The organism is Actinoplanes sp. ATCC 53533 (assembly GCF_003947245.1).
The window spans coordinates 144,407-168,061 of the sequence record NZ_QHHV01000006.1 but is presented as its reverse complement, the minus strand read 5'-3'; the positions used below and the strand labels follow the sequence as shown (position 1 = coordinate 168,061).

14 protein-coding genes are annotated in these 23,655 nt (G+C 69.2%); 5 read left to right on the top strand and 9 right to left on the bottom strand.

Annotated features, from left to right (window positions below):
- Positions 1-49: 49 nt before the first annotated feature.
- Positions 50-856, top strand: a complete 807-nt coding sequence (locus DMB66_RS01910) for an SAM-dependent methyltransferase (protein ID WP_125802221.1) — start codon at positions 50-52, stop codon at positions 854-856.
- A 125-nt stretch (positions 857-981) separates the two neighbouring features.
- Here the strand turns inward: DMB66_RS01910 and DMB66_RS01905 are convergent, their stop codons facing one another.
- Positions 982-1,482 carry a GNAT family N-acetyltransferase gene (locus tag DMB66_RS01905; protein ID WP_158647112.1) on the bottom strand — a complete coding sequence of 167 codons (501 nt, stop codon included), beginning with the start codon at positions 1,480-1,482 and terminating at the stop codon, positions 982-984.
- Positions 1,483-1,485: 3 nt separating this feature from the next.
- Here DMB66_RS01905 and DMB66_RS65180 point away from each other — a divergent pair, with 3 nt between their 5' ends.
- Positions 1,486-1,611, top strand: a complete 126-nt coding sequence (locus DMB66_RS65180; protein WP_255440257.1) for a hypothetical protein — start codon at positions 1,486-1,488, stop codon at positions 1,609-1,611.
- 224 nt (positions 1,612-1,835) lie between these two features.
- On the opposite strand, the gene DMB66_RS01900 is transcribed toward DMB66_RS65180, so the two are convergent.
- Positions 1,836-2,045 (bottom strand): hypothetical protein, encoded by a 210-nt coding sequence (locus tag DMB66_RS01900; RefSeq protein WP_125802219.1) that lies wholly within the window; start codon positions 2,043-2,045, stop codon positions 1,836-1,838.
- A 1,634-nt stretch (positions 2,046-3,679) separates the two neighbouring features.
- On the opposite strand from DMB66_RS01900, the gene DMB66_RS01890 reads away from it, so the two are divergent.
- Both DMB66_RS01890 and DMB66_RS01885 read left to right on the top strand, forming a co-directional pair.
- The gene (locus DMB66_RS01890; protein ID WP_125802218.1) at positions 3,680-6,403 is read left to right on the top strand and encodes a response regulator; all 2,724 of its coding nucleotides are present in this window, start codon (positions 3,680-3,682) and stop codon (positions 6,401-6,403) included.
- A 1,116-nt stretch (positions 6,404-7,519) separates the two neighbouring features.
- Entirely contained in the window at positions 7,520-9,145 is a 1,626-nt protein-coding gene (locus tag DMB66_RS01885) for a methyl-accepting chemotaxis protein (protein WP_125802217.1), read from the top strand.
- A 257-nt stretch (positions 9,146-9,402) separates the two neighbouring features.
- Here the strand turns inward: DMB66_RS01885 and DMB66_RS01880 are convergent, their stop codons facing one another.
- The 3 genes from DMB66_RS01880 to DMB66_RS01870 form a co-directional block, all read right to left on the bottom strand.
- A complete protein-coding gene (locus DMB66_RS01880; RefSeq protein ID WP_158647111.1) occupies positions 9,403-11,802 on the bottom strand; it encodes a bifunctional diguanylate cyclase/phosphodiesterase in 2,400 nt (799 codons plus the stop codon).
- A 238-nt stretch (positions 11,803-12,040) separates the two neighbouring features.
- Positions 12,041-13,402 carry an IS256 family transposase gene (locus DMB66_RS01875; protein ID WP_305024737.1) on the bottom strand — a complete coding sequence of 454 codons (1,362 nt, stop codon included), beginning with the start codon at positions 13,400-13,402 and terminating at the stop codon, positions 12,041-12,043.
- Positions 13,403-13,716: 314 nt separating this feature from the next.
- The gene (locus DMB66_RS01870) at positions 13,717-16,293 is read right to left on the bottom strand and encodes a bifunctional diguanylate cyclase/phosphodiesterase (RefSeq protein ID WP_125802215.1); all 2,577 of its coding nucleotides are present in this window, start codon (positions 16,291-16,293) and stop codon (positions 13,717-13,719) included.
- A 225-nt stretch (positions 16,294-16,518) separates the two neighbouring features.
- On the opposite strand from DMB66_RS01870, the gene DMB66_RS01865 reads away from it, so the two are divergent.
- On the top strand, positions 16,519-18,135 hold the full coding sequence (locus DMB66_RS01865; protein ID WP_233624229.1) for a S8 family serine peptidase: 1,617 nt from the start codon (positions 16,519-16,521) through the stop codon (positions 18,133-18,135).
- A 597-nt stretch (positions 18,136-18,732) separates the two neighbouring features.
- On the opposite strand, the gene DMB66_RS01860 is transcribed toward DMB66_RS01865, so the two are convergent.
- The 4 genes from DMB66_RS01860 to DMB66_RS01845 all read right to left on the bottom strand — a co-directional run bounded on the left by DMB66_RS01860 (position 18,733) and on the right by DMB66_RS01845 (position 23,631).
- Positions 18,733-19,749, bottom strand: coding sequence for a tetratricopeptide repeat protein (locus tag DMB66_RS01860; RefSeq protein WP_158647110.1), 1,017 nt, complete (start codon positions 19,747-19,749; stop codon positions 18,733-18,735).
- A 550-nt stretch (positions 19,750-20,299) separates the two neighbouring features.
- On the bottom strand, positions 20,300-20,827 hold the full coding sequence (locus DMB66_RS01855) for a hypothetical protein (RefSeq protein ID WP_125802213.1): 528 nt from the start codon (positions 20,825-20,827) through the stop codon (positions 20,300-20,302).
- 126 nt (positions 20,828-20,953) lie between these two features.
- Positions 20,954-21,937 (bottom strand): hypothetical protein, encoded by a 984-nt coding sequence (locus tag DMB66_RS01850; RefSeq protein WP_125802212.1) that lies wholly within the window; start codon positions 21,935-21,937, stop codon positions 20,954-20,956.
- Positions 21,934-23,631, bottom strand: a complete 1,698-nt coding sequence (locus DMB66_RS01845; RefSeq protein ID WP_125802211.1) for a hypothetical protein — start codon at positions 23,629-23,631, stop codon at positions 21,934-21,936. The genes DMB66_RS01850 and DMB66_RS01845 overlap by 4 nt, the downstream gene beginning before the upstream one ends.
- Positions 23,632-23,655: the final 24 nt, after the last annotated feature.

The following is a 23,655-nucleotide window of genomic DNA, read 5'->3' as shown; positions in this document are numbered from 1 at the left end:
GCTGCGCGGAGCGTGAAGGCGGCACAGCGTGGAGTCGGAGGGTGCACAGATGGCCGATAGCCAGGAGTACGCGTCGAAGATCGACACGAGTGTGGCGCACACCGCGCGGACCTGGAACTACTGGCTGGGCGGCAAGGACCACTACGCCGCCGACCGGGAGGTCGGGGAGCAGATCCTGCAGTTCCTGCCGAACATGCGCACCACCGCCCGCGCTGACCGGGCCTTCCTCGGCCGCGCGGTGCGATACCTCGCCGGGGAAGCCGGCGTACGCCAGTTCCTCGATGTCGGCACCGGACTACCGACTGCCGACAACACACACGAGGTCGCCCAGTCCGTGGCCCCGCAGTCGCGGATCGTCTACATCGACAACGATCCGCTGGTCCTGGTGCACGCTCGCGCGCTGCTCACCAGCACACCGGAAGGTGTCACCGACTACATCGAGGCCGACCTGCACGACCCCGAGAAGATCTTGCAGGAGGCCGCCCGGACGTTGGACTTCACCCAACCGGTCGCGCTGACCCTGCTGGGCGTGTTGAACTTCGTCATCGACGACGACGAGGCGCAGGCGATCGTCAACCGGCTCCTTGACGCGGTACCGCCTGGCAGCTACCTGGCGATCGCCCATGCCAGCAACGAAGTTAACCCCGCGGAGGCGGAGGCGGCACGGCGGTTCTGGAATGAGAATGCCACGCCCCCGATAACCTTCCGCTCAGCGCAGCAGATCACTCGCTTCTTCGACCGGCTGGAGTTGCTCGACCCCGGCGTGGTCTCGTGTTCGCGGTGGCGGCCCGAGACCAGCGACCTAGCCACTCCCGAAGTGGATCAATTCTGTGCTGTCGGCCGACTTGCCAGGTAAACCGGACAAGACAGCCGCCGCCACTATTAGTTGCCGTCGCCGTCCAAGCTGGAGGAGCCTGGAAGAAATACGCCCCGGAGACCACACCCGACCACAACCCAAGATCCCGGAACAGAGGACACCGACTACTTGAGGCTCCTGCCAACACCACACCCCCTCCATGCTTCGGAAGCCCAGCTGAGCCACTCGGGGTCGTGACCCCAGCCGTTGCGCTCGTAGAACGGCACCGCCCGAGGGCTGGAGTGCACCGTCACGTGCTCCACCTCCAGATGGCGGGCCTCGTCCAGCACGGCCGACATCAGCAGCGCACCGACCCGGCGGTCGCGCCACTCGGGGACGACGAAGACGGACTGAACGTCGCCGCCGCGCCGGGCGTACTTATTCGCTGTGGGCACCCGGTCGAGGACCGCCAACCAGGCCATTCCGACGACCTCGCCGGCGGCTTCGGCCACGAACGCCCGGTGCTCGGGGTGGCCACGCATCCAGTCGCCGAGCGTCGCGACGAACTCGTCCAGGTTGTCGCCCTGGTAGCCGCGCTCCTGGGTGGCCCGCCGCCAGCGCAGCCCGGCGAGGGCGGGAGCGTCCGCGTCGGAGGCCCGGCGCACCGTCACATCGATGTCGGTCATGCGTTGATCATTCCGCATGCAGGTAGGGCGCGACTCCAGGCGATCGAGCCGGCCGAGGCGCTGCCCGCGCGGTTCGACCCGCCGATCGCCGCGGTGACGACCGGAGTCCACTTCTCCAGCCGGGCGTGATCCCTGCCTTGCACCTACGCGGTACCAACGTGGGCGGGTTGCTGTTCGGATCAGGAAACCGCGAGGAGCAGGTCCGCCCGCGTGTGGTGGCCGCGTGGGCGAGGTTCCGACACATCAACGCGAAGGACCCGCCGCCGGTACCCCCCGATCCGCGAGCACCTGATCGATCAGTCGCCACGGGGCGCCCCAATCGTGGGGGCGCCCCGTGGTCGTGCGCGCGCCGGTCAGGCCGCGCGCCGCCGGGCGCGGTGTGCGGAGCAGCCAAGCAGCGCGGCTAGGGTGTCGCGCTGCTCTCCGGACAGCGGGGGCCATTGCTCGACGTTGGCCGTCACGTGCGCCATCAGCGACTCGTTGCGCAGCACCGCGCGTAGCTTGGCCAGTCGTGCGCTGTCTCTGTCGCGGGGCGCGGCCATCGCGGCGAGCCGGGCGCGCATGATGGCCCGATCCTGTGCCGATACCCCGGGCGGGGTGTCGTTGGGCCGGTCCGGTCGCGGCGTGACGCGTACCGGCAGGTTCGTCGCTGGGGTGGAAGGGGTTGGCCATCGGTGACGTCCCCCGTGCGTACGGATGGCCGGGGTGGTGCTCTGTGGGGTCGGGGGTGGGTCGGTGCCGGGCGGGGTGGCCGCGCCGGGTGCCGACCGGTCGCTTACAGACGGGCGACGGCGCGAAGCGTTCACGTTATGGCTCGTGGCCATGCTCCTCCACTGTGGTGGGTCGCCGTGGGTATGGAAGTCGTGCGCATAGCGGTTCGTTCCCTTCCGGGTTCGATATTCAACGGGTGTGCGGTACCAGGGGTCAGCCGGGGTGGTGGCGCGGCTGGCGCCGCGCCGGGGTGTGGGTGGGCCTGCGCCGGGGCCGGCTGCGTTCGGCGCGGGTCGGGCGTACGCCGCGCCGGACGGTCCGGCGCGGTCGTGCCCGGTGTTGTCGGGTGCTGCGGTGCATGACGGGGTCTCCTTCCGGGAATGGTGGGGCGCCGGGCCGCTCTATGTGGCCCGGGGGTGACGGCGGTCGGCGTCGGGAGGTGGGACAGCCGGAGCCGGGCCGTTTGGCCGACCCGAGCCAGTCCGGCCCGGCGGGGTGGGTGGTGTGTCGCCGCTCATGGTGGCCAGGCGCAGGCCGCCGGAGGTGACGGCGGCGTGGGGTGCGCAACCGTTGGTGCAGCGCGGTTTCCTGCAGCATGGTTCGCATCCGGATCAACACCGCACGATCGAGTCCGGCCGCCCGGTGCAGGGACAGGTACCCGGGCCGTGGCCCCCCAGCTGGGACGGCTGCCAGCTTGCCGTATGGATAACCCGCTCCGGCCGTCTGCCGTGCACCCGAAGTACCGGCTACCACCGAGCGGGAGCAGGACGGTTCGCTGGTGCTGGGCGTCGTCGGCCGTAACAAACGAATTCTGTTCCCAACCAGCCCGCGTGATCGTGAGTGGTGACCTGTGCGGCAAATGACCATCGGGGGCGGTCATGAACAGTGAAGGTGCGACAGGAGTGTTTCGCCGGTGCGGGTGCACCGACCTGACGACCGGCCAGCGGCTGGGTCAACGATGTCCACGGCTATCGGATCCGACGCACGGCAATTGGTACCTCAGCGCCCAACTACCCAGCGAGAAACCGGGACCGACCCGGTTCCGGCAAGGCGGGTTCCCGTACCGCCCGGCATGCCGTGGCCGCCCGCGAGCAGGTGCTCGCGTCGGCGGGCCGCGGGTATCAGCCCGCAGCGGGTCACGGTGGAGCAGTGGTTGTGCCGGTGGTTGCAGAGCCTGCCCGGCCGGGTCCGCCGGTCGACCGCGCGGAATCGACCGCCCGGCTCGTCCTCAACGCGGTGCAGAAGATATCCGTTGCTGGACCTGAGCCAGCTGATCTGGCTATAGCGGTCGCGGCAGTCGGGAGGTCCCGCAGCAGCTGCCGATCGTGGGTGGCGACGACGACGGTGGCGCTTGTGTCGCGGATCGCTGCGGGAGTTCGCACAGCAGTTCACCCCGGCCGGTTCGGCAGGCGCCACGCCTGGCTGCCCGAACCCCGAACGGACAGTTCTCCACCGTAGCGACATACCTGAGTTGTAGCGTCTTCACGTGAGAGCCGAGGCCGTGGAGACGCTGTGGTTGGCGCTGGTCCTGGAGGCGTTGTTCACCGCGGTGTTCATGCGGGTGCTGGTCGGCTATCTGCGCCGGCGCGACGCGTTGCAGCGTGATGTGGTGCTGATGTTCTCCGCGTTGGCGGTGCTGTTCGTCCTGGCCGTGGTGCGCCAGACGGTGGGTGAACCGCCGCAGCTGGTGGGGATGGCGGCGTCGGTGCTGTTGCTCGGTCAGCCGTTTCTGATGTTGCGGGTGGTGCGGCGGGTCGGGCCGGTGCCGGGCCTGGTGTATTGGCCGGCGTTGGCCGGCTGGGCGGCCAGCGGTGTGCTGCTCGCGGTCGGCGGTGAAGTCCTGGGGCCCTGGTCGGTGCTGATCGTGGTGGTCGTGTTCGTGGCCACGGAGATCACCGCGGCGGTGTTCCTGACCCGGTTGGCGCTGGCGCGTGCCGGGGCGGCCCGTACCCGGTTATGGCTGGCTGCGGGAGCGACAGCGTTGTTCGCGGTGGCGATCCTGGTGGCCGGTGCCGGGTCCGGCGACCCGGAGGCGGCGCAGCGTGCCCGGCAGGTGGCGCGGGTGATCGCTCTGGTGTCGGCGGTCGGCTACCTGCTGGCGTTCGCGCCGCCGGCGTGGGCCCGCCGGGCGTGGTCGACCCGGGCTGCGTACGACGTGGTGCGCCAGTTACTGCAGGCACCCCCGGACGCGCCGGCGCCGGAACTCTGGCAGCGCTACGCCCACGCGGTGTGCCGCGCCACCTCCTGCGGCGGCGCGGTCGTCCTCACCTACACCGGCCAGGACACCGTCATCGAGGTGGCCCGAGTCGGTGTGCCGGCCCCACCGGCCGGCCCCGCTGGGCCGGACTGTGCACCGCTACTGGAGTTCAGCGGCAGCATCAGCGTCGACGATCAAGCCCATGGCGTACCGGCGACCGTGCTGGCCTACGCCCGCGCCGGTGGATTCCGCTTCGTCACGGCGGCGCCGTTGCACCTGTCGACCGGCCCGGCGGTGCTCCTGCTGTTCAGCGCGTATCGCAGCCTGTTCACCGACGACGATTTCCACCTGCTCGGTGAACTCGCCGCGCAGGCGTCCGCGCTCGGGCAGCGCGCGGACCTGCTCACCGACCGCGACCGGCTCACCGGCGAACTGTCCACGTCCGTGGCTGCGCTGACGGTGGCGAGTAAGGCCAAGAGCGACTTCATGGCGAACATGAGCCATGAACTGCGCACCCCGTTGAACGCGATCATCGGGTTCAGCGACCTCATGCGTACCGAACCCGCCGCCGGCGGCGGACTGAGCACCGTGCCGACCGAGTGGATCGGGCACATCCACTCCTCCGGCCTGCACCTGCTCAACCTGATCAACGAAGTCCTCGACCTCGCCAAAATCGAATCCGGCAACGTCGAACTTCGGTGCCAGCCGGTGGACCTGCGCGAGGCGATCGATGAAGTGGTCACCACCCTGGCCGCCCTCACCCAGCGCAAGCACCTCGACGTCACCGTGGCTGTTGGGCCGCTGCGCGTGCACGCCGACCCGACCCGGCTGCGGCAGATCGTGACGAACCTGCTGTCCAACGCCATCAAGTTCACCCCCGAGCACGGGCAGATATTCCTCGCCGTACGACGCATCGATCACCACATCGCGATCAGCGTCGCCGACACCGGCCCCGGCATCTCCACGGCCGACCAGCAGCGCGTCTTCGAGGAGTTCCAGCAGGTCGGCGAGCAACACAGCCGCACCGGTGGCACTGGCCTCGGGCTCGCGCTGACCCGCCGCCTAGTACACGCGCACGGTGGGCGCGTCGACCTGCAGTCCGAAGTCGGCCACGGCGCGAAGTTCACCGTCTACCTGCCCGCCGCCAGCACCCCCGCCGACGCCGACAACGCGGGCCGCCCCGGCTCCTGCGGCGAGATCCTGATTATCGAAGACGACGTGGCGGCAGCCCGGCTCCTGACCACCCAGCTGCAGCGCGCCGGGTACCACGTCACGGTCGCCGCCACCGGTGAACAAGGCCTCGCCACCGCCTACACCGGCGCCCCGGAAGCCATCCTGCTCGACATCGACCTGCCTGGCATCGACGGCTGGCAGGTCCTCACCGAACTCAAACACGATCAACGGCTACAGCACATCCCGGTACTGATCGTCAGCGCCCACGACAACACCGGAATCGGCCTGGCCATCGGCGCGGTCGACTACTTCGTCAAACCCGTCGACCGCGACACCCTACTGACCTGGCTGGCCCGACACGGACTCATCCCCGCCACCACCGGGGAGCAACTGACCGTGCTCGCCATCGACGACGACCCCCACAGCCGGCACCTCATCGACGTCACCCTGCGCGCCGAAGGCATCCACGTCGTCACCGCCACGGGTGGCGTCGACGGCCTCCGCACCGCCCGCGCCGGCCACTTCGACCTCATCATCTGCGACCTGCTCATGCCCGACCTCGACGGCTTCGACGTCATCGCCGCCCTCCATAACGACCCCACCACCCACGGCGTCCCGCTCGTCGTACTCACCGCCCACACCCTCACCGAAGCCGACAAGACCCGCCTCAGCGGCAAAGTCATCGCCATCGGAAACAAAACCGGCAAGGCCGACGGACTCGCCGAACTCGCCCACACCATCGGTGAACTCACCGGCCTCACCCCACACCTCCGACACGAGGATCACATAAGCGAGACATCTCACCAGTCCATCGCCAGCTGTCATCGCCGGACACGATGAGTGCGCCCGCCTATGCAGGCGTCAGAACCGGCGGGCTCCGCACGAAGACCAGGCGGTGCTCATCAGTCCGAACAGCAGCCAGCCGATCCGGGCACCGATCGTGCCGGCCGACGCACACCCAAGGAGCACGTCGATGGCCCACAGGCGCAACGTGTAGCGGGTGCTGCCGCCCGGCGGGCAGCCCGCCGGCGTGGGTGTGCAGGTGGTCGAGCACCGGATCGGGCACGGCCAGGGTCAGCGGCCAGGACCCGACCCTGCGCCACCACGGCGGCGCCGAGGTGAGCGCGGCAATGACGAACCGGGCTGCCCCTAGCAGGGCCGCGGCGACGGAGACGGCGAGCACCGCAACGCCGGCAGAGACCAGCTCGCCGCGCCCGTTCAAGCGTCTACAGTATGCCGAGGCTCGGCCACGTCGACCAGGTCCCACCAGTCGACGGCAACGACTGGTGGGAGGGCACGGTTCACCGCAGGTAGCTGGCGCCGGTGCGGCACACCTGTCCCATCAGCCGCAGACCACGGCGTCGGGGCCAAACGCGGCGGACGGCTCGGACACGCCTTCTCTACGACCGGGTGTACGGTGCCCGCACCCGCGCGGGGCCTGTACCGTCATCACGGTCAATCCGACGGCGCCGGCCCGACCGCTTGTGCGTGGTCAGTCCTCAGCGGTGCCCGCCGACAATTTCGCGGCGGGCGGTCACCTCGACGTCGAGGTGCGCGTTGTAGGCGTCCGGGCGAGAGCGACCTCGTCGGCCCGCGATCCGCGACACTGGTCACGAGATGACATCGGAAGCCCTCTCCCGGGCCATTGAACCGTTCTTCACTTCCAAGGACACAGCCGAGGCACCGGACTCGCCACCGTCTCCAGGGCTACGGCCAAGACTGCGACGCTCCGCGGGAGAACGCGCCGCTGGCCCGCGTACGGCGGTCAGCATGGACTGACCCGCGCCACCGGCAGGTGGGCACGCCCACTGTGCTTCACACTTGGTCGGCAAATGGCAGCGTGGACGCCTCGCCGCGGTCTAGGGTCGGTTTGGTAGACCTCGTGCCCGGGCCGGTATCGGCGACGGTGCTTGGTCGTTCCGGCGCACGCCGCCGCGGAGTCAGGAGATTCCTGAGATGAGTTCGATCGCCACGAACGCCGGACCGGTAACCAAGCGGCGTTTCTTCGCTGATCTGAGCGTGAACGTCAAGATTCTCGGCGCTGTCGGCGTCGCGGGGTTGGTCGCGCTTACGGTCGGGCTCGTCGGGTTGCACGCGCTGAGCAAGGCCAGCGACTCCGCGCAGAACATCTACCACCGCAACGTCGCCAATGTCCGGGCCGCGGGCCGGGTCCAGACGGCGATGACCCAGGCCAGGGTCGACGTGGCCATGCAGGCGGTCTCGCTGAGCGAGGCCAACACGGCCAAATTCGGCCAGGCGTTCGCCGCCGACCTGCAAGCCTTCCACGCGGCGATGACCGCCTACCGCAGCAACCAGCCCGCCGGTGACCCCGCGGTGATCGCGCGCCTCCAGACGAACTGGCAGGCCTACTCCCAGATCGCGCAGACCAAGATGATTCCCGCCGGTGAGCGCAAGGACATCAAGGAATGGGAACAGGTCCGCGACAACGAGGCCCTACCGATTCTGAAGGCGGTCTACGCCGACGTCGAGGCGCTCAGCTCCGCGGAGAGCGCCGCCGCCGCCCACAGCGCCGGGAACGCCAAATCCGGTTACCAGTCCAGCCGCACCACAGCGATCCTTCTGTTGGTCACCGGGCTGCTGCTCGCTATGGGCCTGGGCTTCCTGATCGCCCGCGGGATCGTTCGGTCGTTGACCAAGGTGAAGGACATCTGCGGTGGTCTCGCCGACGGCGACCTCACCCGCACCACCGGGCTGAGCACTCGCGACGAGCCCGGGCAGATGGGCCTTGCCCTGGACACCGCGATAGCCAGGCTGCGCCAGACCGTGTCGACCATCGACGGCTCCGCCACCTCGCTGGCCAGCGCATCCGAACAAATGTCTGGCGTCTCCACCCAAATCGCCGCCTCGGCGGAAGAGACCTCCGCGCAGGCCCTGACCGTGTCGGCCGCGGCGGAAGAAGTCTCCCGCAGTGTCGAGACCGTGTCGGCCGGTAGCGAGGAGATGAATGCCTCGATCCTCGAGATCTCGCAGAGCGCCACCGAGGCCGCCCGGGTCGCCACCGACGCCGTCGCCATCACCGCCGCGACCTCCACGACGATGAACAAGCTCGGTGAGTCGTCCGCCGAGATCGGCAACGTCATCAAAGTCATCACCTCGATCGCCGAGCAGACGAACCTGCTCGCTCTCAATGCCACCATCGAGGCCGCCCGGGCCGGCGAGGCGGGCAAGGGCTTCGCCGTCGTGGCCAGTGAGGTCAAGGACCTGGCCCAGGAGACCGCCCGCGCCACCGACGACATCTCCCGACGAGTGCAGGCCATCCAGACCGACACCATCGGTGCCGTCGCGGCGATCGAGGAGATCTCCAAGGTCATCGCCAGAATCAGCGACATTCAAACAACGATCGCCTCGGCAGTCGAGGAACAGACCGCCACGACCGCGGAGATGAGCCGCAGTGTCACCGAAGCTTCCGCCGGCACCGGCGATATCGCGCAGAACATCACCGGTGTCGCCGAGGCAGCCCGCCTCACCAGCCAAGGCGTCAGTGAAACCCAACAAGCCACCGCCGACCTCGCCCGCATGTCCGGTGAGCTCAGCGCTGTGGTCGCCAACTTCCGCTACTGATCCGCAGATGTAGACACCTAAACCCAAGATCATCTGTACCTTGGCGTTTGAGGATCTTGGACACGTTGATGGATGCGGGTCCGTAACGCGCGTTCCGGATCCGACGCTGTATGCGGCTCGGGGTCAGGCAGGGGATGCGGCACTGGCAGGCGAAAAGCCGCCACGAGTCGATCTTGAGGTTTGAGGTACTCGCCGTGGGCCCCGGCTTTCGCGGCGGAGGGCCGCCCGCCGCGAACACCAGGCGTGTGACTCGCTTGCTACGGGGTGGTTATCAAGCTTTGGTCGGATGGCTGGCGGTGGTTGGTGAGGTAGTCGTGGACGCGATTGGCGTCGAGCGGGCGGGCGAAGTGGTAGCCCTGGCCGACCTCGCAGCCCAGGCGCCTCAGGGAGTCGAGTTGGTCGGGGGTTTCGATGCCCTCGGCGGTGGTTTGCATGTCGAGGGTGTGTGCCAGTTCGATGACGGTGCGGACGATCGCGAAGTCTTCCTGTCCGGCGTTGATGCGGTCGATGAAGGACTTGTCGATCTTGAGTTCGTCGACGGGGAAGTGCCGCAGGTAGGACAGGGATGAGTAGCCGGTGCCGAAGTCGTCGATGGCGAGGCGCACGCCGAGGCCTTTGAGTTCACGCAGGCGTTGCAGGCTTTTGGTGGGTTCGTCCATGAGGACGCTCTCGGTCAGCTCGAGGGTCAGGGCCGCGGGTGGCAGGCCGGTTTCGGCGAGGACCTGCTCGATGTCGGCGGCGAGTTGTTCGTCGAGGAGTTGGCGGGCGGAGACGTTGACGCTCAGGGTCAGCGTCGGGTTGTCTTCCTGGCGCCATCGGGCCACTTGCCGGCAGCTTTCGCGTAGCACCCAGCGGCCGAGGTCGACGATGGTGCCGGTCTCTTCGGCCATCGGGATGAACAGTGCCGGGGTGATCGCGCCGCGGGTGGGGTGGGTCCATCGGGCGAGTGCCTCGACGCCGAGGGCGATGCCGGTGTTGAGGTCGAGCAGCGGCTGGTACTGCACCCAGAGCTGTTCGGTGCCGATGGCCTGCTGGAGTTCGCCGGGCAGTTCCAGGCGTTCGACGAGTCCGGTGAGCATGTGCTCGGCGAAGATCACGGGTCGGCGTGAGCCTTCCTTCTTGGCGCAGTACATCGCCAGGTCGGCGTTGCCGAGTAGTTGACTGGCGTCCTGCGTCGACGAGGCGTCGGCGACGCCGATGCTGGCGCCGATGAAGATCTCCTTGCCGCTGATCATCATCGGCCGTTTCAGGGCCTCGATGATCCGTTCGCCGACCCGGATGCCGGTGCTCGCGCCTGCGCCGGCCAGCAGGACCGCGAACTCGTCGCCGCCGAGCCGCGCGGCTAGGTCCTCATCGCGCAGGCAGTCACGGATGCGTTCGCCGACCTTGACCAGCAGTTCGTCGCCGGCGTGGTGACCGAGGGTGTCGTTGACGGCCTTGAACCGGGCGAGGTCGATGAACAGCACGCTCACCTCGGCCTGCGCCCCAGAGGCGGCCAGTTCATGCTCGAGGCGCTGCAGGAACAGGGTGCGGCCCGGCAGCCCGGTCAGCGAGTCGTGGGAGGCCTCGTGCACGGCTGCCAGGTTGCTGACTTCTTTCACGGTGACGCGCCGGGCGACCGCGATGGCGAACGCCATGATGGTCAGCGCGATGACGCCGAGGATGACCCAGATGCGGTTCTGCAGCATGGTCAGCGGGGTGAGCAGTTCGGCGGAGGTTTGCTCGACGACGATCGTCCAACCGGAGTCGTAGAACGGCATCGAGGCGCCGAGCATCTCCTGGCCGTCCGGTGACGGGTAGAAGCCCATGGCTTCCCGGCAGCCGGTCGCCACGCCGGCGTTCGGGGTGTACTTCCCGGCATGGCACGCGGCGTCGTGCGCTCCATGCTGGGTGCGGGTCCATGGTTCGACGCTGCCGGTGCGGTTGAGCATCGCGCCGGGATGCACCCGGGACTCGGTGATCATGACGTTGTTGCGGTTGACGAGGTAGTAGTCGAAGGTCTTGCCGACGCCGGCGAGGTAGAACGCGCCGGTGCCGCCTTCCAGGTTGCCGATCTCGCCGTTGACGATGTTGGTGAGCATGAGGGCGTCGGCGTGGACGTAGACCATGCCGTCGCGGGCGGGCGCGCCGAAGGTCAGGTAGGGCTGATTGTCGACCAGGTAGACGTCGGAGTAGCCGGTGCTCAGGTCGACCGGGTGGTCCCAACGCAGGCCCTCGCGTGCCGGGTCGGACGACACGACGATGACGCCTCCGCGGACGAAGTCGATGGCCTGGTACGTCTTCAACGTGGGGATGTGGCGTGTCCCGGCGGCGATCTCTGCGGCGAACGGATGGTCGGCGGCCCGAAACACGTCGGTGGCGACGGCCGAGGTGAACAAGGGCCGCACGCTGTCCGGGCCGGTCGCCGCTACCTGGGTGGCGAGCTGCTTGGCGAATTTCTCGTTCTGCCCCAGAAAGCGGATGACGCCCTGCTGCTTGGTGTCGGCGAAGTTCATCAGGCCACCGACGGCGGTCTGGACCTGGAGTTCACGTACGGTGCCGCGGATGTAGGTCGCCAGACCCGTCAGCGGAATCAGGGACAACGCCAGGAACAGCGCTACCAGCCGCCACTGCGATGCCGAGCACCCGAGCACCCGACGACCCACCGCCGCCGACATCGGCGGAACCGCCGCAGCGGTTCCCCTCGCCCGACCTGCGGGCCCAGCCCCACGCACCACCTCCATGCCTGACCTTCGGCGCGCCCCCTCACAACCTGAGTAACCCACCCCTACCGCTTGCTGTCGCACCGCGGTCCGGCGCATACCGACAGGTCCCGGCCAGTCGGCCGGTACAGCCACCTGCCCTACGAGCCAACGCGAACGGGTCCGTAACGCGAACGGTGTTTCTGGCATTCGGTTAGTAGTTCTCGGCGGCCGGCCAGCGGTCACCGAACGTGATGGCGAAGGCGTTCAGCACGGGCTTCCAGCGCATCGTCCATCGGGTACGGCCGGCCCCGGTCGGGTCCAGGGCGCGGGTTACAAGGTACAGGCATTTCATGGCGGCTTGTTCGGTTGGGAAATGTCCGCGGGCCCGGACCGCGCGGCGGTAGCGGGCGTTCAACGATTCGATGGCGTTGGTCGAGCAGATCACCGTCCGGATCTCGACGTCGTAGTCGAGGAACGGAATGAACTCGTTCCACGCGTTCCGCCACAACCCGATCATCGCCCGGTACTTGGTTCCCCATTTCTCCTCCAGTTCCTCGAGTGCGGCGAGTGCGGCCTCGGCATTCGGTGCGGTGTAGATTAGTTTGATATCCCGTTTGATCGCGTCGGAATCGGCGCGTGATGTCAGCCGGAACGTGTTCCGGATCAGGTGAATGATGCAGGTCTGAACAATGGTCAGTGGCCATACACTTTCGACGACGCCGGGGAGTCCTTTCAGCCCGTCGCAGACGAGGAAGAGCACGTCGCGTACGCCCCGGTTCTTCAGGTCGACCAGGACGCTCATCCAGAACTTGGTGCCCTCACCACCGACGCCGGCCCACAGCCCCAGGACGTCCTTGCGGCCGTCCACGGTGACCCCGATAGCCGCGTAGACAGGCCGATTCGCGACCTGACCGTCACGCACCTTCACCACGATGGCGTCGATGAACACGGCAGCGTACACGGCGTCGAGTGGCCGCGACGACCATTCCGTCATCTCAGCCACCACCTTGTCGGTGATCCGCGAAACCGTTTCCTTCGAAATCGACGCACCGTAGATTTCCGCGAAATGCGCAGAAATCTCCCCGGTTGTCAACCCTTTCGAATACAACGACAACACCATTTCGTCGACCTCGCCGAGACGGCGTTGCCGTTTCTTAACGATCCGCGGCTCGAACGTCCCCTCACGATCACGAGGCACGTCAATGGTCACTTCACCGGCCGCGTCCGACACCACCATCTTCGGCCGGGCACCGTTACGCACATTCGTCGACCCGCGGCCTTCTTCGGCCTGGTTCTTCTCATGCCCGAGGTGTTCGGTCATCTCCTCGTTCAACGCTGTCTCGAGGACGTTCTTGGTGAACAGTTTCAACAACCCGTCCGGGCCGGTCAGCGCCAGCCCTCGCTGCCGGGCTTCGGCCACCATCGCCGCCGCTGCGGCCTGCTCAGCGACAGCTGCCGACCACGACTGACGCTCTTCTTCGGTGGACTCACGATGCTTGAGGTCATTACTCACAGTGCCCATCGCGCCGAACAAAAATCCGGCGAATCGGTCCAGAAACACCGTTCGTGGCACAGTCCCACGCGAACAAGGAAACTGCGAGCAAAGTACCGGCGGTCAGGTGTCGCCGCTCCCTGAAGATCCAATATTCGAAAACCGGCGACACTGGGGGCTGCTGCAGACGCGGTGCGGGCGCTGATGAGGTGACGCCCGGCCGGATCCCGCCTGATCTCCCCCACGCCAGGGGGGCACCAGTGGACGAGAGGTGCACTGCCGTTCCGGACAGAGGTGTACCAGTTCAGATGAGCATCTCGGCGGCGGCGATTGCCACGCCGGTGGCAGCCATGGCGCCAGTCATCAAGGTTCGCTCGTCTGGTCGTATCCACGGCTCACTGGGCGACCGTCAGGTGGCCGGCTGCGCGCGTGATGGTGGGTGGCGGGGTATCGCGTAGCCAGGTGGTGAACTTGGCCTCTGGTAGTGGCCGGGAGATGTGGTATCCCTGCACGAGATCGCAGCCGGTCTGGGTGAGGTAGGTGTAGGTGGGTTCGTCTTCTACTCCTTCCGCGACGACGTGCAGGCCGAGGGCGTGGCCGAGCTGCACGGTGGAGCGGATGAGGGCTCGGTCGCGGTGGTCGTGTGCCGCGTTCTGCACGAATGATCTGTCGATTTTGATTTCGTCGATGGGGAGTTCGCGGAGCCGGCCGAGGGAGGAGTAGCCGGTGCCGAAGTCGTCGATGGAGATTTTGATGCCGAGGCGGCGCAGGCGTTCGAGGGTGACGAGACCGCCGTCCGGGTCGGCCATCAGGGTGCCTTCGGTGATCTCCAGGGTGAGCGCCGTCGCAGGGATGTCGTGCTGCGCCAGCAGCCGCGTGATCACATCCGTCAGGGTGTCGTCCAGCAGGGTGTTGGGTGAGAGGTTGACGGCGACGTGCATCGGATGACCTGACCTGCGCCAGGCGGCGCAGTTGCGCAGGGAGACGTCGAGCACGTGCAGGGTCAGCGGGCGGATGAGGCCGGAGTGCTCGGCCAGCGGGATGAACAGCTCGGGTGCGATGAATCCGTGTTCGTGGTGATACCAGCGTGACAGCGCTTCGGCGCCGATGACCGCGCCGGTGGCCGGGTCGACTTTCGGCTGGAACACCACCAGGGTGTCCTGGTGGTCGATGGCGTCGCGGAGGTCACCGATGAGTGCCAGCCGTTGCGGGGTGTTCTGGTCGTCGGTGGCCCGGTAGAGGCGTACCCCGGCGCGTGCCTGCTTCGCGGCGTACATCGCGACGTCGGCCCGGCGCAGCAGGGTCCCGCTGTCCTGGCCGTGTTCGGGGGCCAATGCGATGCCGACGCTGGCGCGTGGGTACAGGGTGAGGTGGTCGAGGTGCACGGGGCGTTCCAGGTCACGGACGAGGTCGTGGCCGATGGCGGTGGCGTCGTGTGGTGAGGTGACCTCGATCAGCATGGCGAATTCGTCGCCGCCGAGGCGTGCGACGGTGCCGCGGCCGTGCAGCCGCTGGCGCAGCCGTTCCCCCACCGCGCGCAGCAGCGCGTCGCCGACGTCGTGGCCGAGGGCGTCGTTGATCTCCTTGAAGCGGTCGAGGTCCATCATCAGGACCGCGGTGCAGGCAGTCGTGTGCGGATGCGGTGCGAGCGCGGCGTCGAGCAGGCGGTACAGGTGCCGCCGGTTCGGCAGGCCGGTGAGCGCGTCGTGCAGTGCCAGGTGTTCCTTCTCGGTGGCCTCTTCGCGCAGCCGGTCCACCAGCCGGGCGTTGGCCAGCGCCACGCTGGCGTGGTTGGCCATCGCTTGCAGCAGCCGCAGATGCTCCGTGGTGAAGGTGGGGATGTCGGGCAGGCTCTCGGTGACCAGCAGCACCGCGGTGACACCGCCGCCGATCAGGACGGGCGCCGCCATCGCGTCCACCGGCACGTCGGAGCGGGTCAGGTCGCCGGGCAGCAGCACCGGGATGCCGGAGGCGGCCGGCGTCCACCAGGCATCTGGCGCCGGGCCGTGTGTGGGGGTTTCGTCGATCTGTTCGAGGCCCGACAGCCGGACTTGCAGCCCCGATGCCGTGCCGCTGGGCGGCAGGATCAGCTCGACGTTGCTCGCGCGGAGCTCGTCGCGGACCTGGCCGAGGATCACGCGCATCAGTTGGCCGGTGTCCAGCGAGCTGTCCAGGGCGCTGGTGAAGGCGTAGAGGTTCTCGACCTGCGCATTGCCTTGGCTCTGCCGCACGTAGCCGCGGTAGCCGACGTGCACCACGCCGTAGAGCACCAGCAGGATCACCGCGGCCGCCGGGTTGGCCTGCACGGCGATCGCGCTGATCAGCGCGATGCTCGTAGCGACCAGGACCAGGACGAGGCCGCGCATGGCCGAGGGCAGACGGCGCCACTCCGACGGATCATCATGCAGACTGATCACCGCAGTGATCAAGATAATGGCGAGCAGATCGGCGGCCAGCATGGCGGCGTAGGCGGCCAGCCATTCCCGGGGCCCGGCCAGGCCGCCACCCGGGTGTGCCAGCACGCCGTAGACGGCGACGGCGACCGTGGCCTGCAGGCTGATCAAGGCGACGTTGAAGACCAACTTCTGACCGCGCTGGCGGCGCAGGATCGCCAGCCCGGCAGTGCCACCGACGGTGCGAGCGACGACCACGAGCAGCGGATTCAGCACCGCCAGGGCGATGACCATGGGAATTTCGGTGATGCTCATGGCGTGGCCGCCACGGCGGACCCGGACGTGGATGGCGAAGCCCTCCGTCAGGCAGAACATCACCAACAGCGGCAGGAACCACGCCGTCGTCCCGAACTCGCCCACTGACGGCATCCCGTTGACCAGCAGCGGCACGCCGTTGAAGGCCAGCGCCGCGGCGGCCATTGCCACACTGAGAGCGGCGACCTGCCGATCCGGGCGCGGCCAGGTCCGCGGTCGCCGGCCGGACGCGGCCGCGGTGGCTGCTCGTGCGCGTCGGGTCATCGGGCGTCCTCGGATTCTGTGGCGGTTGGGCGCCAAGCTCATCGGCCGGTACCGCGGCCAGTTGAGGAACCGAGGCTGGCCCACTGCCTACGGCCACGCCGGCAACAAATCCGCCGAACTACTCAAGTCGTCCGGGCGCCGGTCGACGTAAAGGCCATTCGCGGTGCCGACGGCAGACGCGATGAGCCACCGTCTCCCCTGCGGTGGCGACCCGAAGGAGAGCAGATGAGCTCGAGAGTTTCACGGCGCCCGATTCTTGGCCGGCGATGGCCGGCGGGCGTGCTGGCCGCGGCGCTGGCCGTGTCCGGTGGTGCGGTCGCCGGGCTGGCCGGCGCTCCGGTGCAGGCCGCAGCCGCCGCCACGACGACCGAGAAGGCGAAGAAGGCCTGGTTGGTCGACTCAGCGCTGACCAGCATGTACGAGGTCAACACCGCGATCGGGGCACCGGCCGTCTGGGCCAGGCAAGACGCCTGGGGCCGGAAACTGACCGGCCAGGGCATCGGCGTGGCGCTGATCGACTCCGGTATCGCCCCGGTCAAGGGCCTGGACCAGACCGGCAAGGTCGTCAACGGCCCGGACCTGTCCTTCGAATCCCAGTCCGCCAACCTGCGCAACCAGGACACCTTCGGACACGGCACCCACATGGCCGGCATCATCGCCGGGCGCGACCCAGAAGTCGCCGCCGGCAAAGAGAACGATCCGAAGTACTTCGTCGGCGTGGCCCCCGACGCCCGGCTGGTCAACCTGCGGGTGGCCGCCGCCGACGGCGCGGTCGACGTGTCCCAGGTCATCGCCGCGATCGACTGGGCGATCACCCACCGCAACGACGCCGACCTCAACATCCGGGTGATCAACCTGTCCTTCGGCACGGACTCGCTGCAGGACCCCCGGTTCGACCCCCTGTCGTACGCGGTGGAAGCCGCCTGGCGCGCCGGCATCGTGGTAGTAGTCTCGGTCGGCAACGACGGCCCCACCGCCACCCGGGTCGGTAACCCGGCGCTCAACCCATACGTCATCGCGGTCGGCGGCTCGGACCTCAGCGGAACCCTTGCCCGCAGCGACGACACCATCGGCGCGTTCAGCACGCGGGGCAACGCCACCCGCCACGCAGACCTCGTCGCCCCGGGCCGTTCCATCGTCTCGCTGCGCGACCCCGGCTCCTTCGTCGACGTCACCTACCCCGGCGGGCTGGTCACCGACGCCACCGGCCGCTACTTCAAGGGCAGCGGCACCTCCCAGGCGGCAGCCGTGGTCTCCGGCGCAGCCGCGTTGCTGCTGCAGCAACGCCCGACGCTGACACCGGACCAGGTCAAGAAGCTGCTGACGAGCACGGCCGTGCCGATGACCGACGTCGACGCCATCGCGCAGGGCGCCGGCGAACTCAACCTCAGCGCGGCGATCACGGCGGCCACCCCGGTCGCCGCCACCCAGTGGTACACCAGGGCGCTCGGCACCGGAACCCTCGAAGGCGCCCGCGGCACAGCGCACGTCGCCGACTCCGAATCCGGCGTCGAGCTGACCGGCGAACGCGACATCATGAACCGGACCTGGAACCCCTGGACCTGGACGGTGGCGTCAGCCGGCGGCTGGGCCTGGACCGGCGGCAGCTGGAACGGCAACGCCTGGACCGGCGCCGGCTGGTACGGCACCTCTTGGGCGACGAAGACCTGGTCGGGCACCACCTGGACGGCACGAACCTGGTCCGGCAGCACCTGGACCGCCCGAACCTGGAGCGCCCGAACCTGGAGCGCCGCCGGATGGACCGGCGACACCTGGTCGGCCCGCACCTGGTCGGCACGGACCTGGAGCGGCAGCTACTGGGCCTCACGCACCTGGCAATGATCCGCAAGTAGATCCACAGTCGATCCGCGCGGGGCCCACCAGGCACCGCGCGGATTGGTGGATCACCGGCCAGCCAGCCGTCGGTTGGCGCCCATCACGACCGCGCCGGTGGATCGCGGCTCGGTCCCAGCGCGGGTCGGACCCCGGTGACAACTGTCCGGGACATTGCGACAACCAGCCCCACCGGCCACGCCGAACCGCAACTCGAACGCCGTACTGCTGGACATGTCCACGATCGTGGACCGAGCCGGCGCCATCGTGGGCGTCGCGTCGACCTCACGGCTGCTCCAAGCGAGCACGTTGATGCCGGCGGAGGCGCAGGTACCGCGCGAAGACCGGGAACGGCTGCGGGCGCAACTGGAACAGGCTCAGCGCCTGGAAGGCCGATGTGCCGTCGAGGACGTACCTCAAGGCCGCCGGTCGGGAGTCGTCACCCGCCGTGGCCGGCCTCCTGCATCGGTCGGCGCCCGGAACAATGCCGATGAGCGGATGTCCGCCCGTACCGTCGATCATCTTCATATGCGCGGGTCGCTCGGACCGCGGGAGGTTGCCAGTTCGTCCTGCGTGCGGCGGTGTCCGCGGGCCTGGCCCGGTCGGTCATGTCGCACCGTCGCCTGCGGTTAGCCGGCGCAGGTTGTGGCGGATGGCGGTGACCGTGGGATGCCCGGCCGGGTAAACCCGCTCGGCGATCGTTCGGGCCCGTTCGTACCGGCGTCGGGCCTCCGCGGTGCGGCCTTGGTCGTGCAGCAGGGTGCCGAGGTTGTTGCAGACCACACCCACCTCGGGATGGTCGGTGCCGAGCAGATCCTCCTTGAGCGCCAGCACGCGCCGGTACCCACGTTCGGCGTCGTCGGCCTGGCCTGCGCCGTGGTCGACCGCGGCGAGATTGTGGAGCAGGACGGCGAGTTCGTAGGGCCGGGACGGCCGGGCAGCTTCGCAAAGAGTCACGGCCCGTTCGAGGTGGGTGCGTGCCTCGCCGGGCCGGTGCTGTGCAGCGATCGCGGCGCCGAGCACGCCCAGATCGGCGGCGAGTGCCACGGACCGCGTGCGGGGGCGCGTCGCCACAGCGGTGCGGGCGTGTGCCTCGGCCTCGGGGTACCGTTCCCGCGCATAGGCGAGCCCGGCGAGGTTGTGTGCCAACGTCGCCCGTTCGTCCATGCTGGACACCAGCAGCGCGACGCCGGCGTAGCAGCGGGCCGCCTCGTCGAAGTCGCCGATCTCCTTGGCGGTGATGCCGAGTACGGTCAGCAGCCGCGCGTCGGCCGCCTCGACCATCGACCGGGCGCGGTGCAGCGTAGCGGTCGCCTCCTCGTAGCGGCCGAGCCGCCGGTGGACGTCGCCCAGGTCGGTCAACGCCCCGGCGAGATGTTCCCCGGGCCCAGCCGCTTCGAGCAACGCAACCGCCCGTACCAGATGGGCATGACTCGACGCGAGATCATCCCGGTCACGGTCAATGGCCGCGGCGGTCATCACGGCAATGGCCCGTGTCGTCACCGGCACCGGACCCGCGGCCAGTGCCATGGCGCGGCTGGCATGCCGGGAAGCCTCGTCGAGGTCGCCGTGGCGATGCCAGTAGCGGGCCAGGTCCAGATTGCGACCGACCCGCCAGCGCAACCACACCTACCGCTGCCGGACAGGCTCGCTGTGGTTCCAGGTAATCATCGCCTGTGCGGCGCTGCCGAACACCGCGAGGAGACCGGCGCTCCCGGCCAGCACAACCAGGACCCGACGAACACTGCGCACCATTGCACATCCTCCGGTCGATCGAATGAACTACAGATCGTCGCACACCGTCCGTCGAACTGGCCAGATCCACCACGCAGCGTGCGGGCGTACCGCCGGCCCGGCCCTGGCCCGGGTCACCGGCGCGTGAGGAACAAGGGAGCCCGGCGAGCAGCACTCGAAACAAGACGCCTGAGGAACCCCTGTGGCTCGGGGCCGGCGAGGCTCAGCCAGCCGGCCGTCATCGGCTGCCAGGGGTCCGCGCCGGTGACAAATGAACCGCTTGACTGGGGTGGCGGGCACCATATGAACATCGGGACGGCGTCTGCGGAACGGAGCTGGGGAACCTGGTTCTCCGCAGTACAACCTTTCCCACCAACGATCCTCCGACCGAAACCAACCCGGTCAAGCCGGACCTTGACCCCCGATCCCCGATCGGGAATCAGTCGCGGATGACGTCGAAGGCTCGGGGGCTGTCGTCGTCGAAGTCCGCGGCCCAGTCGGTGTCGTCATCCTCGTCATCGCCCATAGCAGAGGCTTCCTCGCCCGCCGGGGGTTGTGTGGCGAGGCCAGCCAGGAACGCGTCGAGCGACAGGCCGGTGGCCACGACGCCGTCACGGAACGACTCCTCCTCGTACCAGCCGACCCGGGCCTCGGGTGTGCGCAGGTCAACCACGACCCACAGCGACTGGGCCGAGATGAAGATCGGTAGGTGGTAGCCGGCGTCGGCCCATTCGCCGCCGGGGCCGTTGATCGCGTCGTCGTCCTTGTCGAGCCAGGTCGGCGGAGTCAGGGCGAGCTGGAAGTGTTCGTTACCGTAGAGCGGGAGCGCCTGACGGGCCCAGCGCCGGTGGTACCGGAGAGGGTCGTCGCGGTAGAACGCGCGGAGCCGGTCGGGGGCGGCCACCCCATAACGCCGCTCATGGTGGGCGATCGCGGCCAGGGCGCGGGCCTCCAGATCATCGATCATCGACGCATCCTAGGCCAATCCCAGGACAAGCGTCAGACCCGCTGTGGGGCCGTCAACGTCTACGGAAAGCTGTGGCGTGGGGGATGACTTCGGCGACGACCACCCAGCCACGATCACGATGCCGCCCTAGCTTCGGTCGAACCGCAGGAAGGGCACCAGCAGCGTCGTCACCTCGGCGGCGTGCCGGGCCGCGACGGCGTGGTGGTCGTGGCCCTTGTCGCTGTCCGCCGTGTCGGAGATGCCGCGTACGGTGAGCCAGCCGCGTGGGCCGCTGTCCCGCTGGACGTTCTCGTGGAAGGACCGGGCCACACCCGCCGCCTCGGTCTCCACCGCCAGGACCTTCTCGTGGAAGGTGCGCAGCCAGCGCCGGATCTCCGACGCGGCGTCGGTCACCACCGCGTTCCCCGAGCCGATCGGGCCACGATGCATCCGGAACGAGCGGTCGCCCGGGCTCTGCCGCACCGCCGGCGTGGCGGCGAAGAAGTCGTTGAGGCGGTGACCGAGCCCGGCCGCGACCGCCTGGGCCTGGCCGCGCCGGTGGACACCGTCGGCTCCCTCGCGGCGCGCGTCGTAGCTGATGACCTCGTCGGACAGCACGACGTCGCCCACTTCCACCGTGTCGCCGACCCCACCGGCGACGCCGACCAGCAGCACCGTCGACGGGTCGAACTCCGCCACGAGGCCGCGGTAGGCCTCCGCCGCCGACTCCGTGCCGCGCGTCAGCGTCTGCACCGCGGCGATCCGTACCGGTCGCCCGTCGTGCCCGGCGGTCCGGGCCGTCCGGGCCAGCGGGCCGTGCGGCAGGCGCCGTTCGTGATAGCCGGACATGCGCCGGAGCTCGCCGATGACGGCCCGGATCTCCTCGTCGAGGATGGTCAGGATCCCGACGTCGGCGCAGCCGGCGGCGGCCGCGTGCGACCGTGGTCCCGGAGCGGCGGCCGGGCCACCGCCGAAGACCATGTCCCGCCCGGCGACCGGGCCGTGGTAGGTGACGTGGTCGCCGGCGTTGTGCACTCCGCCGTCGCCGGAGGTCATGCTCGCACCCATGTCCCGGCCGGCGATCAGGCCCTGGTCGCCGATGTTGTGCACTCCGCCGTCGCCGGAGGTCATGCCCGTTCTCCTCGCACGCCCATGTCCCGGCCGGCCACCGGGCCCTGGTAGCTGACGTTGTCGCCGAAGTTGTTCACGCCGTTGGCGTTGAGCACCGATGCCGCCCGGGCGCGGTATTCGATGGTGTCGACGCCGCGGTCGTCGAGGAAGTCCAGGACCGAGGCGATCACCCGGCGTTCGATCAGCTTCTGGTACTTGCCGACGTCCTGCAGTTGGGTCAGGTTGCGCATCTCCAGGTCGCTGCCGAGCTCGCGGACGCCGATGCGGGCGCCGTAGTCGTACCCGGGGGTCAGGTTGTCGCCGCCGGCCGGCGCGCCGCCGGCCGCGACCATGGTGATGAGCGCGCCGGCCAGGCCGGCCGGCGCCCGCCAGATCGCCTGCGGGGTGTCGGCCACCCCGGCGCGCAACGCGCGCAGCCAGGCCAGGGCGCCGGTGCCGTCCTCGGTGTCGACGACGCGGTAGGCCTCGGCGCAGGGCGGCAGGGCGGTCGTGGTCAGTTCGAGGTAGAGCGAGCGGCCCTGCACCGCGAGGTGCACGTAGACCGTGGTGATCAGCTGACCGCCCCAGGAGAAGACCTGGCAGGTCAGGTAGTGCCGGGCCGGCGTGCTCGGGTGGCGGATCACCGCGGCCATCACCTCCGGCGTGGTGTGCGGTCCGAGATGGCTGACCTCGGTGCCGGCCAGCAGGATCCGGTCCTCCACGGTCAGGCCGGTGATCTGCGCCTCGGCCTCCCGTTCCGGCAGCAACGTCGCCAGATGGTTCCGGACGTAGTCGACGACCTCCTGCGCGGTGAACGGCGGCGTGGCGAACTCGCGGTCGCGCTCGGTGTCCGGGGCCGCGCTGCCGCGCCGGTCGCCCCGAAGGGCCTCGAACTCGCGGACGAACGGCTGCTCCGGCTGGACCAGGCGCTGCGCGAAGCCCCAGGTCTCCACGAGCAGGCCGGAGCCGACGTACGGCCGGTACCCGCTGTAGACGACGGTGTTGCCACGCTGCTGGCGCGCCACCTCGTCCAGGCGGGTGTCGCGGAGGGGCAGCGTGACCCGGGAGCCGGGGGTCAGCCGGGTCAGCGCGCTCTGCCGCCACAGGCTGAAGGCCGTCGGGTAGAGGAAGATCAGCAGGGCGAGCACCAGGGCGCCGGCCGCGAGCCCGGAGACGGCGGACTCGACGCCGTCGGTGCCGCCCTCGAGGAGGGTCCGCGAGCCCTGCCGCAGGATCGTGCCGCTGACGAAGCTTCCGAAGACGGTCGCCACCGTCCAGCCGAGCACCAGCAGGAACATCCGGGGCACCAGCGTGCCCAGCCGCACCGGCGCGCCGGTGCGCAGCCGGCGGATCGTGTCGCGGGCCAGCCGGTACGTGGCGATCGCGGCCTGCAGGCTGACCATGCTGGACAGCACGAGGAGCACGGCGAGCCACGAGATGCACGCGGCGACGAGGAACGTGCCGACGATCGCCAGGTCGCGGACGACCGCCCCGTTGCGGGCGCGCAGGCAGTGCGCCAGCACGGGGACCAGGTCGAAGCCGTACGACGGGGCGACCAGCCGCCGGGGCTGGTAGTAGACCTGGCGCAGGCTCTCGTTGCGGAAGGTTTCGTCGAGATAGGCGCCGGCGCACAGGTGCCTCGTCGCCTTGGTCGGATCCTCCGGGAACGGCTCCGGCGGGGGCCGGCGGGGCAGCGGCGGCTGGGGATGGCTCATCCAGGGCTCCTCGATGGTGCGGCG